A 12222-nucleotide genomic window follows, 5' to 3' on the forward strand; every position below is an offset into this window, starting at 1 on the left:
CCATCAAGCGCTCGTCGGTATTGTGGGCTCACGTGTTGACCTCACTTGTTTCCAATGCGCTTACTATTGTGGTGGTTATCCTCGTCGCCCTCTTGATGGGCTTCCGTTCCAGCGCTGATATCCTGGATTGGCTCGCGGTAGCTGGGATACTCGGGCTGTTTACGCTGGCGCTGACATGGCTGGCGGTCATTCCCGGATTGACAGCGAAGTCTATGGAAGGGGCGACAGCCTACTCGTACCCGCTGATTTTCCTGCCGTTTATCAGTTCGGCCTTTGTTCCCACTGAAACCATGCCTAAAATTGTCCGTGCGTTCGCTGAGAACCAGCCCGTGACTTCAATAGTGAATACGATTCGTGCCCTCTTGTATGAAGGGTCTGTTGGCAACGGTATCTGGATCGCGCTTGCCTGGTGTGTCGGCATCATGGTCATTGCTTACTTCTTCGCCAGTAAAGTATTTAAACGTCAGTTAGGGTAAGTACACCATTATGGGATTAGTCATATCAATAGTCAGCCACTGCGATGAATACATTTGCTATCACACTGATCATTTATAAACAACTTCTGATTTCGAAAATTATATAAAAGCTAGCATGGGTCTAGCTTTTTCTTTTTTGCCCATGATGCTCTAACCTCTTTATTTGTTATGTTTTAAATGTATACTTTTGTTAGTGGTTTTGGAGGGGATGGGGAAATTGAAATAGAGTCAATAAAATCAAGGTAATGAATGTAAACTAATATTCAAAAGTTTATATTCATTTTGTATCAGTACATGAATGCGAAATGCTTAAAATAATAATGAGAATTCAACAAAACCTTCTCTTTTCGTTAGAATGAGAAGGTTTTTAAATTTCAATTTAATGGTTTGGGAAAATTTAATTCATGATGTTAAAACATGGGGGCAAGTATAGGTAGAACAATTTGGTTCTTGGTGATGGTAATCTACTAAATTATATAAAAGGTGGAAAGATTGAATGGGGAAAACAAAAAAGAAGATTTAGGGTTATTTAAAATAACTGATAGAAATCGATTAAGTCCTGATAGTGCGGTAGGTCCAGTTCTTTTTAAATGTACACAACTTGAAGATGAGAATAAACTAACAGCGGGCATCATCGCGATGCCATTAAACGACCAAAGTGTCTTCAATATTAAATACATAAGCAACGAACCAGCTTTAGGAAAGGATGAAGTATACTATTGTGTAAAAGGAAATACAACTAAACTTAAAATGCTAAGAGTAACGAACGAGGTGACGGTATGAAATTGAAAAAGAAAGCTAAGGTGATGATTGTGATGACGATAGTTGCGAGTTTATTTAGTGGATGTAGTTTTTGGGAAACGAAAATAGAGTATGAACCATTTGTAAAGGCTTTGGATGAAGGGGATATGAAGACGGTTATGTCTGCGAGTGATGATGGGTATGTGCATGTGACACAAAGAGGTATATACAGTAGGTACGAAGAAAAAGAAGATGGGGAGCACAAGAAAACAATTTATCAAACTACGGAAGGTGTATATAATACGAAAGATAAAAGTTTATATGGAGAGACAACACAAGAAATCACCACTGACATAAAAAATGAGAAAAACATTGGTGATAATACAAATTATAAAGAGGAAGTTGTTTATAATACAAATATTAAGTATGAAAATGGACAGGTACAAAGGCCAGATTCTACTCTTGATGTTTCATACGTGAATTTAATTGTAGATCGTCTAAAAGGAATAGGGAAACTAAAGATGAAGCCAGGTGATGATATAAAAAAATTTGATCAGCCGAGTACAGTTGGGTATAGCTTAACTGAATCAGAATTTCAAACTATTATAAATGATAAGCTGAAAATACAATATGATGAATATGGTGGGACGTCCATTGCGATTGATCTTGGCTCTGTAAATGGTTCCATGCAGATATTGGAAGTAAGCGTTGTTATGAATTATAAGAAGAATGAAGGAGGAAAGTTAGTACAATATATATTGCAGATGCACACATACTTTAATAGTAAAAAAGATAATAATCAAGAGGCGAAAAAAGAATATGTAGATTATAAAGCACAGTACCAAAAATAATAGATGATTAAGAAAGGGGGAGCCTAGTATGCCGAATACTGAGGTGCAGGACAAGAATAAAAATTTAAAGATAGCTTCTGATTGGGGAAAATTGGAGCTAGCTGGTGAGGATATCTATAAATTTAAGGCGGGTAAATATCCGTATAATGCTCTATCAAGTAAAGTGAATGAAAAAATATTACAAGAAAATTTTAATGCAGAGCTTATAGATCATGAAGTAGATGAAAATACAGGATTTGCATCATAAAAAAAGAACGCCTTGTCCCAGCCTCTTACGCTTGTCACCAGAGCAGATAACAAGTCTAGGAACTGGGTGCATGGCAAGGTGTTCTACTCTCGATATAAGAAAAAAGTAGCTGTACCTGTTTTGTTTTCCTCGGAAGATCGAATAGGTCGTCTTAGGGATACTACGGAACTTCTATATCGTTGTATCCTCCTTGTTGAACGTGAGGAACTGTTTTTGCCCTAGCAAAAACAGGAGAATCCCCTACCTCAAGCTCGTGTAGAGGTAGGTGGGGGTAGTTCAATGAAATAGTTGGGGAAATTGCTTTATTATTCCTTCAGTAAGTGCATCCGCCATTTCTAAAGCTTCCTTCTCAATTTTGTCATACAATTGAACACCTGCTTGATAATCTTTACTTAGAATGGCTACTGCTTCAGATTTAGTCAATGCTAGGTGTTCATAAAACATTTTCCTAAATTCTTCTTTGGGTATATACGGATTTATACTACTTAAAAATTCAACAATGTCGTCTGCATTAGCGTACCATTTTTTCTCTGCAATTGATGCGGCGTTTTGATTACCAGCTTTTGCTGCTTTGACAAGATCGGCAGCAATCACTAAGTGATCTTTTATCAAATTACTGTATTTTTTTGCTGCATTGTCACCGTAGAAAGGTTTAAGAGAATTCCCCATATCTGGAGCGTTTTGAAGGAGACGTGTAATGGCGAAGTTAACATCAGGTAAATTAAAAATAATGCTAATGATAGCCATTCTTGTCCAAGCAACATGTTGTTCCCATAGTGAACGCATATAACTTTTTAAATCAACTTCATTTTTACTGACACGGTAATTCCGTATGGGTGAAAATGTAGCTGTTGAATTCCAATCTAAATAAGGGATATCGTGTGTGAAATAATAGGATTGCCAATAAGGGTACATAATGAATACACTCCTTTTTTGAACACATATATATCACGGTATGAGAACATCTATTACTATGTGCTCATGTCCAAAGTATTTTTTTCATACGTTTAGGGGAATTGTTAAGTTTTATATTCAAATTTTGAATATAAAATGAGGTTTGATTCAGATGAAAATCATCAATTGAGAGTCAGCACTTTTTTTGTTTTAACCAATATTTTCTTAAAAAAGACTTCTAAAAGAACATAGGTTCGTATATAATAAGAACGAACGTTCTGTTATTAGGGGCGATTATCTTGTATGATTATTCTCTTTTACCTAATCGAATTATTTTGTGTGTAAATCTTCGTAGCTTTTATGCAAGTGTATCATATATCAAAATGGGTCTAGACCCTTTGCGTACGAAGCTAGCGGTAGTAGGAGACGTAAATCGTAATGGTTCAATTGTTCTGATAGCGACGCCACTACTTAAGAAATTTCTCTTTTTGATAATGTAATACAGCGCGAAAAAGAAATGAAACTAACAAAAGTGATGGATGAAATACGCACTCGTTTCGGTAAAAATAGTATTTTGCGTGGCGTATCTTATACAAGTATCGCGACAGCAAGATATAGAAACACTTTATTAGGGGGACATAAATCATGAATAACGCAAACATGTCAAAAGGAAGAGGGATGGTAAAGTGGAAACCCTTTGCATCTATGTCGGAACAATTTGCTGGTATACGAAAGATTATTGAAGAAAAAACGAAAGTACCACGACCAATACTGACTCAAGATGCGAAAGAAAGGAACGAGAATAAGTTATTATTCTCGTTGTTATCCGAAGAGGAAATATTAATTACATATTATGAAGACGGTTATGTCCTTACTAGTTATATGACGGTTATTGATATCGATCCTAAAAGAAAGAATGTAATATGTACGGATGCATCTTATCACGAGAGCACTTTTAATTTTATCGATATAATTGCTGTTGAATAGAATGGAATAACAGGATAAATTTCATTATGTAGTCCAATTGGTGAGAGCTAATAATCAGTGGGGATCCCACTGATTAAAGTTTCACTTTATTAATAAATATCCAAATTTACCGATACATCGTCCACGTTCCAATGTCCTTAAAACCTAAGCGCTTATAAATCCGCCCAGCAGCTGGGTTATTATAAAATAAGCAAAGCGTTCTTCCTTCTTGAGTAAAATCCCAAATCATTTTTTGTAATATGAGTGAAGCGTATCCTCTGCCGCGATGGCTTGGATGAGTACATACTCCAACAACCATTGCAGATAAGGAATTTTCAGCTGATGTGGAAGCGGAAGCGATGATTTCTCCATTTTCTTCAATGTAGTAAGTGCGTCCTGTATTTGTTTCGAGTGATTGCCGCAAAATCTTTTCTGATTGTCCTGTTTGAGGGAATTCTTCAATGTTGCTTCGGAGCTTCATAATTCGCTCAACATCATCTATGGTTGCTAGTTTGATTGCAGTATGAAGCATTGTTTTAGGTAGTGCAGTATCATCTTTACATTCACAAAAGTACATTTTATTTTTTGTGCCAAGTTGTATGTCTTGTATGTCTTCAAATTTTTCTACAATGTCTGATTTACCGGAGATTTTTAATGGCTGATAAGTAGCAAGAATTGCCTCATAGTCAGCAGCAGAAAAATCATCTTTTCCATATGATATAAATGAATCATGAAAGCGTAGTAATACGGATTGTAATGCTCCGTTTTCTGTGAAAATGCCCCATAATTCTTGAAAGTCTGCATCGTATCCAAATGCTTCAATATCGCCAATGATAAATAGGTTAAGCGCTGCTTCTTCTTTTAGAAATGTAAGCACTTGTTCATGATCACTCTTTGTTAGTTTCCGTATCATTATAATCCCCTCTTTAGTTTGTTTTTTCTAAATATTATTACTTATCATTTTTGAAATCAATACAAAATTTTATGTTTAGTTCACAAGGTTTCGGAAAAACTAGGAAAGATATGACAAAGGAGGTTATGAACGGTGGATCATCCAATTCAAGGATTAATGAAAGCAGCAATGGAAAATTTAAAGGAAATGGTCGATGTTAATACGATTGTTGGAGAGCCTGTTCAGACGGCTGACGGCGGTGTAGTGTTAACTGTTTCCAAAGTAGCGTTTGGATTTGGAGCAGGTGGATCGGATTTTCAAACAAATGATGGTCAAAGAGCACAAGGTAATCCGGCATTTGGCGGAGGGAGCGCAGGTGGTGTTTCCATTACTCCAGTAGCCTTTCTTGTAGTGAATAAAGATGGAGTAAATATTCTTCACTTACAAAATGCCACACACCTAGCTGAAAAAATGATTGAGTTAGCGCCACAAACAATTGATAAGATTCAATCCATTTTTCAAAAAAACGAAAAGCATACTGAAAATCATCATCCGCAAAATCCAGACGAAATCGCGTAAAAAAGCCTGTTTTTCAACAGGCTTTTTTTCTTGTAATCAGTATGTAATAAAACTCATGAAATTGTAAATAGTTTTTGAAGTTTTTTCTATGTTTCTAAAATTTTTCATGTTAAAATATGCTATAGAATTGAAACATATAAAACGAAGGTGGCTAGGTGCTTTGTCTGGAGGATCTGACCAAGTAAAGAATATGATATATATTAATGGTAATCGTCGGGGTCATTGTTTTATTACATCTGGAATTACATTTGAAGAGTTTGCAAGTAATATCCCATCACCGCTTCATCAAGTGTTGCTTTTGAAACATAATTTTGAGTGGACTGATTTTCACTATCATACTTTATTTGAATATGTTGAAGAAGAAAACATACATAAATTAATTAAAGCAGAGATTGATGAATTTGATGAGTTCTGTTGGGTGGATTTTGATGACGCAAGCGATTTAGATGAATTGGAGCCAAAGGAAATTGCAGAATTGTTATATTTGGCTCACAAAAAAGAACCACTTGGGAGAGCGTTTTTCCCACTTTTGAAAAATAGATTTGTCTATTTTTCACATGATGACGGTTGGTACAACAAAGTGTATTACCGTAGAATCGCTGATTTTGTAGGAATGCTTAGCAAAGTAATTCCGTACAAACTCGGTTCATTTGGAAAAAAACGATTCTCTTTCTTTCAAAAATCAAAAATATTTCCAGCAATTTCAAAAGAAGTTATTCTTGGGCTTGTTCCATTAATGGAAGACGGGCTGTATATTGATTTAGCGGGGAAAATTGAGTCAAGAAGAGGTTTAGAGATTCCTGTATATGTAGTTGGTTCGTATGAAAGTACGGATGAAGTACTAGATAACATAGAGGAATTAAAAGAAGGTGCAACCGAAACTGGCTGGCTTATTTTTGATAAGAAAGAACAAGAGTGGCAATGGGTTGTGGACTAAGAGAACTTGACGAATTAGGTCAAGTTTTCTTGTTTTTTGAAAGGAGAAAAAATGAAGAAATATTATACAGCAGTAGGTATTGTCAGCATTATCCTTGTTGCAGTACTACTTTTAACTTGTCCGAAAGAATCTGATTTCAGGTCTTACTTAGAGGATAAGTATGCAATGATTTGTAATCAAGATAGCTTTGAATGTACACAAAATGTAGGTAAGAAAGAACAAAAAATGAAGTTTGTAAGTACGAATACACGAAATGGTGTATTTTTTATAACAGTGAAACAAACTTTTGAAATGGAAAATGGTAAACAGAAAGAGTATAGCGGAATAGGCGTATTTGGTACATTTCTTTTTGTTACGGAAAAGACTTTCTAATTATAGAAGGTCTTTTTTTTATGCATATGTTCATATAGATGAAGTAAGACAAGCATAGGAGGGATGAGAATGAAAAAAATATGTGTAGTTTGTGGTGGAGAAGAATTTTTTTCATCTACATTATATGCACGTACGAAACAAGACTGGGCATATGCCCCTAACATGTATCGTTTTGAAAAGGTATTTATTGAACAGCGGGATGAAGAGAATTATCCAGTGTTTCAAGAAATTACAGCAAAACATTGTTGTGGATGCGGGTATATTATGCTGTATCATGAGTGAACACACCAAGTAATACTTGGTGTGTTTTTATAATGCTGATAAAGCAAGTGGATACAATAACGTAAATAAAACAGAAAAGCTCCCAAATCCAATGGCTGTATATCCGAGTGTTTTTGCTCCAAAATTAACAGCCAATAAGCCAATTAAAATGGAAAGGGAACCAAGGGTAACTGGATAAAAGGCAATTGAGAATAAAGAAAGAAATAGTGCTACATAACCGATAAGTGTACCAGCGTTTGTACCTTCTATTTCATGTGCAATTTCTTTACGTTTATGTCTAATCGGAAGATGCCCTGGCGAGATTTCAGCTGCATATTCTTCGTTTTTTTCACCACTCTTAAAATGATGTGTTCGCTTTTTCGGCATGTACATCCCTCTCTTTCAATTGGGTGTATCTTTATTATTTTTCATAAAGAAGAGAATATGAGTATGAGTTATATCCAAGTTAAGCAAAATTTGGAGAATGTATGAGTCTGTTGCTATCTTATCCATCTCTCCATGAGAATAAACAGGAATATAGGAAAATGATGTAGAATGAAATGAATGAAAACAAGTGAAAGTAGGGGGAAACATGGCAAAGTTTAATTGGCATAAATCCGCAGAAAAAAAGTGGGACAACAATGCGGAATCTTGGAATCAAAATAGTCAAGAAATGTGGGATCATGGGAGTCGGAGTACAATCATCCCGTTTTTTGAAAAGTATGTAGAAAATGGTGTGGCAGTTTTAGATGTCGGATGTGGTGATGGATATGGTACATATAAATTAAGTCTCGCAGGATATAAGGCGTGTGGTATAGATTTATCCGAACAAATGATTCAAAAGGGAAAGGAACGCGGAGAAGGGCCTAATTTGTCATTTGTAAAGGGAGATCTTTCTTCATTGCCCTTTGAAAATGAGCAATTTCCAGCCATATTAGCAGTGAACTCGTTAGAATGGACAGAGCAGCCGCTACAGGCGTTACATGAGATAAAGCGTGTTTTGAGGTCTGATGGATATGCGTGTATTGCTATTTTAGGACCAACAGCAAAACCGCGTGAAAATAGTTATCCTCGTTTATATGGAAAAGATGTCGTTTGTAATACGATGATGCCTTGGGAATTTGAAAAGCTTGCAGAGGAGCAAGGGTTTCAAGTAGTGGATGGTATAGGCGTATATAAACGAGGGATAAATGAAAAAATGCTTGGACAATTATCGGTAGAATTGCAACAAGCATTAACATTTTTGTGGGTATTTATGTTGAAAAAATAATGCCTGAAGAAATGCGCGAAATTTAGGAGGGAAATAAGTGCAGAAAATACAAAAAACTGATACAATATCAACAGAACTAATTAAAGGGGGACTAGGGTATATGACAACTACTACAACAGTTAAATCCGATATTGAAATTGCACAAGAAGCAAGTATGAAGAAAATTCAAGAGATTGCAGCGGAGTTAAACATTTTAGAAGAAGAACTAGAGCCTTATGGTCATTATAAAGGGAAGTTATCTCTTGATATTTTTAAGCGCTTACAAACCGAAAAGGACGGAAAAGTTGTTTTAGTAACAGCGATTAACCCGACTCCAGCAGGAGAAGGTAAATCAACAGTAACAGTTGGTTTAGGTCAAGCTTTTAATAAAATTGGTAAAAAAGCAGTAATTGCACTTCGTGAGCCATCACTTGGACCAACAATGGGACTAAAGGGCGGTGCAGCAGGTGGAGGTTATTCACAAGTTGTACCAATGGAAGATATCAATCTTCACTTTACTGGTGATATTCATGCCATTACAACTGCAAATAACGCATTAGCAGCGTTTATCGATAACCATATTCAACAAGGAAATACACTTAAGATTGATACGCGAAAAATCGTATGGAAGCGTTGTGTCGATTTAAATGACCGTGCACTGCGTAATGTGGTAATTGGTCTTGGTGGGCCAGTTCAAGGTGTACCGCGTGAAGACGGTTTTGATATTACAGTAGCATCTGAAATTATGGCTGTATTCTGCCTTGCGACAGATATTCAAGATTTAAAAGCACGTTTATCTCGCATTGTCGTTGCTTATAATATGGACAACGAGCCTGTAACAGTTAAAGATTTAGGCGTAGAAGGAGCGTTAACACTTTTATTAAAAGATGCGTTAAAACCAAACTTAGTACAAACATTAGAAAATACACCGGCAATCATTCATGGTGGACCATTCGCTAATATCGCTCACGGTTGTAACAGTGTTATCGCTACAACAATGGCAGCAAAATTAGGTGATTATGTAATCACGGAAGCTGGTTTCGGTGCGGACTTAGGTGCTGAAAAATTCTTAGATATTAAAGCGCGTGCAGCTGGTATTAAACCAGAAGCAGTCGTTATCGTTGCGACAATTCGTGCGCTTAAAATGCACGGCGGTGTGGCGAGAGATCAGCTGAAAGAAGAAAATGTAGATGCGCTAGCAAAAGGAATGGAAAACTTACAAAAACATGTTGAAACAATTCAAGCGTTCGGTGTTCCATTCGTAATCGCAATTAATAAATTCATTACAGATACAGATGCAGAAGTTGCATACTTACAAGAATGGTGCAACAAGCGTGGCTACGAAGTATCCTTAACAGAAGTTTGGGAAAAAGGTGGCCAAGGTGGTGTAGATCTTGCTGAGAAAGTATTAAAAGTAATTGAAAAAGGTGACAATAAATACGCACCACTTTATGATTTAGAATTACCATTAGAAGAAAAAATTCGTACAATTGCTCAAAAAGTATACGGCGCAAAAGATATTGAATTTGCTCCGAAAGCACGTAAGCAATTGGCTCAATTTACAGGGGAAGGTTGGAGTAACCTACCAGTATGTATGGCGAAAACACAATACTCTCTTTCTGACGATGCAACAAAATTAGGTCGACCATCTGACTTTATTGTTACAATTCGTGAACTGAAACCGTCTATCGGTGCAGGATTTATTGTAGCGTTAACTGGAACAATGTTAACAATGCCAGGTCTTCCAAAACAACCAGCTGCTCTTCAAATGGACGTAAATGAAGATGGAAAAGCAGTAGGTTTATTCTAAAAGGTTGTAATTCATCTCGTTTATCTGTAAACTATATATACATCAAGTGGCGCCTTTCCATCGAAAGGCGCCTGTTTTTTGGAGGAAATTATGTTTGATCCAACTGCTTTTGACAACTTAAAAGTGATCGTTGAAGGAGCTGTCTATGATTTTGATTTACATGGCGATATTCTTGTAACGGATCGAAAAGATATGATGGACCTTGCATCGCTAAGCCGTATATATCATATTTCATTTCAATTAAATGAACAGTTTGAACAGCTAGTAGAAGCGACATTCTCACTGTCTGTAGATGCGAAGAATCTATCAGGTGAGATATTAGAGGTACCACAGTTTATACCAGGCTGTGAAATGAAATTACGCTTCGCGTTCCCGTTACAGCAACCAGAAGCAGAGTGTCAAGAAATCGAAAACTTGTTACAATCTATCTGGGGAAAAGAGCGAATGATTACGCAACAAATTTCATACGAATATAATAAGCAAGCGATTTCATATCATAATAAGGTAGAAGTTCTATTTCAAAAAGCGATTACAGAAGACCATGTTGATGATTTAATAGCTGTTATTTCTCACATGATAGAAACAGTGCGAGCAATACAACATTTTCTTCAAAAATAGAGATAAAGGAGAAAAACAAATGATAAAAGACATGCAACCATTTTTGCAACAAGCTTGGGAGAAGGCTGGTTTTAAAGAATTTACTGAAATTCAAAAACAAGCAATTCCAATGATTTTAGAAGGACAAGACGTTATAGCTGAATCTCCAACTGGAACAGGAAAAACATTAGCGTACTTATTACCACTTTTACATAAAATTAATCCTGAAGTGAAACAACCACAGGTTGTCATTTTAGCTCCAACACGTGAACTTGTTATGCAAATTCATGAAGAAGTTCAAAAGTTTACAGCAGGAACTGATATTTCAGGTGCATCTTTAATTGGTGGTGCGGATATTAAGCGCCAAGTGGAAAGATTGAAGAAACATCCGAAGGTAATTGTTGGTTCACCAGGACGTATTTTAGAATTAATTCGCATGAAAAAATTAAAAATGCACGAAGTGAAAACAATTGTATTTGATGAATTTGATCAAATTGTAAAACAAAAGATGATGGAAGCTGTGTTTGATGTAATTAAATCCACAATGCGTGATCGTCAACTAGTATTCTTCTCTGCAACAATGACAAAAGACGCAGAAGAAGTAGCACGCGATTTTGCGGTTGAACCAGAATTAGTTCGCATTAAACGTGCGGAAATAAAAAGTTTAGTTGAGCATACGTATATCGTTTGTGAGCGCCGTGAAAAAAATGATTATATTAGAAGAGTTATGCATACTGGTAATGTAAAAGCAGTAGCCTTTTTAAATGATCCATATCGTTTAGACGAGATTGCTGAAAAATTAAAGTATCGCAAAATGAAAGCAGCCGCACTTCATGCAGAAGCAAGCAAACAAGAACGTGAAGCAACGATGCGCGCATTCCGTCAAGGAAAAATAGAGATTCTACTTGCGACTGATATTGCAGCGCGTGGGTTAGATATTGATGATTTAACGCACGTGATTCACTTAGAATTACCTGATACATTAGACCAATATATTCACCGTTCAGGCCGTACAGGACGTATGGGGAAAGAGGGGACAGTTGTTTCCCTTGTTACTCCGCAAGAAGAGCGTAAACTACTTCAATTTGCGAAAAAGTTAGGCATCCAGTTCAAGAAACAAGAAATGTTTAAAGGTACTTTTGTAGAATCAAAACCGAAAGCACCAAAGAAAAAGAAATCTGCATTTACTGGGAAGAAGAAGCCTAGATAAATAATGAAAAGACAGACGTAACTATGGATAGAACATAGTTACGTCTTTTTATTTTTTCAGAAGGAACAGCATAGAGAATGTTACTGTTAAATGGACTATATTGAAATAGCGATGCAATATAGTGGAATTACTAAGTAAAT

15 protein-coding genes and 3 pseudogenes are annotated in these 12222 nt (G+C 36.2%); 15 read left to right on the forward strand and 3 right to left on the reverse strand.

The window, feature by feature from the left end:
* The 4 genes and pseudogenes from C564_RS0125005 to C564_RS0125020 all read left to right on the forward strand — a co-directional run.
* Positions 1–476 (forward strand): ABC transporter permease (locus C564_RS0125005; RefSeq protein ID WP_018767255.1); only part of this gene is annotated, 476 nt, incomplete at its 5' end.
* Between the two features lie 492 nt (positions 477–968).
* Positions 969–1259, forward strand: a complete 291-nt coding sequence (locus C564_RS0125010; protein WP_018767256.1) for a hypothetical protein — start codon at positions 969–971, stop codon at positions 1257–1259.
* Positions 1256–2068, forward strand: a complete 813-nt coding sequence (locus C564_RS0125015; RefSeq protein WP_018767257.1) for a DUF3952 domain-containing protein — start codon at positions 1256–1258, stop codon at positions 2066–2068. The genes C564_RS0125010 and C564_RS0125015 overlap by 4 nt, the downstream gene beginning before the upstream one ends.
* Positions 2069–2096: 28 nt before the next feature.
* Positions 2097–2312, forward strand: a pseudogene (locus C564_RS0125020) (lipase); the annotation flags it as partial.
* A 279-nt stretch (positions 2313–2591) separates the two neighbouring features.
* On the opposite strand, the gene C564_RS0125025 reads toward C564_RS0125020, so the two are convergent.
* On the reverse strand, positions 2592–3230 hold the full coding sequence (locus tag C564_RS0125025; protein ID WP_018767258.1) for a hypothetical protein: 639 nt from the start codon (positions 3228–3230) through the stop codon (positions 2592–2594).
* A 278-nt stretch (positions 3231–3508) separates the two neighbouring features.
* Between C564_RS0125025 and C564_RS35400 the strand changes: the two are divergent.
* The 3 genes and pseudogenes from C564_RS35400 to C564_RS0125030 all read left to right on the forward strand — a co-directional run.
* Positions 3509–3685, forward strand: a pseudogene (locus C564_RS35400) (DNA repair protein); the annotation flags it as partial.
* Positions 3685–3858 (forward strand): annotated as a pseudogene (locus tag C564_RS35405) (DNA repair protein); the annotation flags it as partial. The pseudogenes C564_RS35400 and C564_RS35405, both read left to right, overlap by 1 nt.
* The gene (locus C564_RS0125030) at positions 3855–4196 is read left to right on the forward strand and encodes a YolD-like family protein (protein WP_018767259.1); all 342 of its coding nucleotides are present in this window, start codon (positions 3855–3857) and stop codon (positions 4194–4196) included. The pseudogene C564_RS35405 and the gene C564_RS0125030, both read left to right, overlap by 4 nt.
* Positions 4197–4302: 106 nt before the next feature.
* Here the strand turns inward: C564_RS0125030 and C564_RS0125035 are convergent, their stop codons facing one another.
* Positions 4303–5088 carry a GNAT family N-acetyltransferase gene (locus C564_RS0125035; RefSeq protein WP_018767260.1) on the reverse strand — a complete coding sequence of 262 codons (786 nt, stop codon included), beginning with the start codon at positions 5086–5088 and terminating at the stop codon, positions 4303–4305.
* Positions 5089–5220: 132 nt separating this feature from the next.
* On the opposite strand from C564_RS0125035, the gene ytfJ reads away from it, so the two are divergent.
* From ytfJ to C564_RS0125055, 4 genes are all read left to right on the forward strand, one after another.
* A complete protein-coding gene (gene ytfJ, locus C564_RS0125040) occupies positions 5221–5646 on the forward strand; it encodes a GerW family sporulation protein (protein WP_000349994.1) in 426 nt (141 codons plus the stop codon).
* 160 nt (positions 5647–5806) lie between these two features.
* Positions 5807–6583, forward strand: coding sequence for a hypothetical protein (locus C564_RS0125045; RefSeq protein WP_016114639.1), 777 nt, complete (start codon positions 5807–5809; stop codon positions 6581–6583).
* A 51-nt stretch (positions 6584–6634) separates the two neighbouring features.
* Positions 6635–6955, forward strand: a complete 321-nt coding sequence (locus C564_RS0125050; protein ID WP_018767261.1) for a hypothetical protein — start codon at positions 6635–6637, stop codon at positions 6953–6955.
* A gap of 69 nt (positions 6956–7024) precedes the next feature.
* Positions 7025–7237: a hypothetical protein gene (locus tag C564_RS0125055; protein ID WP_018767262.1), complete on the forward strand. Its 213-nt coding sequence runs from the start codon at positions 7025–7027 to the stop codon at positions 7235–7237.
* A 27-nt stretch (positions 7238–7264) separates the two neighbouring features.
* On the opposite strand, the gene C564_RS0125060 is transcribed toward C564_RS0125055, so the two are convergent.
* Positions 7265–7603, reverse strand: coding sequence for a hypothetical protein (locus C564_RS0125060; RefSeq protein ID WP_018767263.1), 339 nt, complete (start codon positions 7601–7603; stop codon positions 7265–7267).
* 205 nt (positions 7604–7808) lie between these two features.
* Between C564_RS0125060 and C564_RS0125065 the strand changes: the two genes are divergently transcribed.
* The 4 genes from C564_RS0125065 to C564_RS0125080 all read left to right on the forward strand — a co-directional run bounded on the left by C564_RS0125065 (position 7809) and on the right by C564_RS0125080 (position 12082).
* The gene (locus C564_RS0125065; RefSeq protein ID WP_018767264.1) at positions 7809–8486 is read left to right on the forward strand and encodes a class I SAM-dependent methyltransferase; all 678 of its coding nucleotides are present in this window, start codon (positions 7809–7811) and stop codon (positions 8484–8486) included.
* 100 nt (positions 8487–8586) lie between these two features.
* Positions 8587–10275: a formate--tetrahydrofolate ligase gene (locus C564_RS0125070; RefSeq protein ID WP_026008705.1), complete on the forward strand. Its 1689-nt coding sequence runs from the start codon at positions 8587–8589 to the stop codon at positions 10273–10275.
* A 90-nt stretch (positions 10276–10365) separates the two neighbouring features.
* Positions 10366–10893 (forward strand): hypothetical protein, encoded by a 528-nt coding sequence (locus C564_RS0125075; RefSeq protein WP_003204852.1) that lies wholly within the window; start codon positions 10366–10368, stop codon positions 10891–10893.
* A 19-nt stretch (positions 10894–10912) separates the two neighbouring features.
* Positions 10913–12082 carry a DEAD/DEAH box helicase gene (locus C564_RS0125080; RefSeq protein WP_003204854.1) on the forward strand — a complete coding sequence of 390 codons (1170 nt, stop codon included), beginning with the start codon at positions 10913–10915 and terminating at the stop codon, positions 12080–12082.
* The last annotated feature ends 140 nt before the right edge of the window (positions 12083–12222 follow it).

Origin of the sequence: Bacillus sp. 105MF, from assembly GCF_000374885.1 — a bacterium.
Lineage (GTDB): Bacteria > Bacillota > Bacilli > Bacillales > Bacillaceae_G > Bacillus_A > Bacillus_A pseudomycoides.

Coding starts and splice junctions, on each gene's coding strand:
- C564_RS0125015 (WP_018767257.1), top strand. CDS start 1,256: ATGAAATTGAAAAAGAAAGCTAAGGTGATGATTGTGATGACGATAGTT.
- C564_RS0125025 (WP_018767258.1), bottom strand. CDS start 3,230: ATGTACCCTTATTGGCAATCCTATTATTTCACACACGATATCCCTTAT.
- C564_RS0125030 (WP_018767259.1), top strand. CDS start 3,855: ATGAATAACGCAAACATGTCAAAAGGAAGAGGGATGGTAAAGTGGAAA.
- C564_RS0125035 (WP_018767260.1), bottom strand. CDS start 5,088: ATGATACGGAAACTAACAAAGAGTGATCATGAACAAGTGCTTACATTT.
- C564_RS0125050 (WP_018767261.1), top strand. CDS start 6,635: ATGAAGAAATATTATACAGCAGTAGGTATTGTCAGCATTATCCTTGTT.
- C564_RS0125055 (WP_018767262.1), top strand. CDS start 7,025: ATGAAAAAAATATGTGTAGTTTGTGGTGGAGAAGAATTTTTTTCATCT.
- C564_RS0125060 (WP_018767263.1), bottom strand. CDS start 7,603: ATGCCGAAAAAGCGAACACATCATTTTAAGAGTGGTGAAAAAAACGAA.
- C564_RS0125065 (WP_018767264.1), top strand. CDS start 7,809: ATGGCAAAGTTTAATTGGCATAAATCCGCAGAAAAAAAGTGGGACAAC.
- C564_RS0125070 (WP_026008705.1), top strand. CDS start 8,587: ATGACAACTACTACAACAGTTAAATCCGATATTGAAATTGCACAAGAA.
- C564_RS0125075 (WP_003204852.1), top strand. CDS start 10,366: ATGTTTGATCCAACTGCTTTTGACAACTTAAAAGTGATCGTTGAAGGA.
- C564_RS0125080 (WP_003204854.1), top strand. CDS start 10,913: ATGATAAAAGACATGCAACCATTTTTGCAACAAGCTTGGGAGAAGGCT.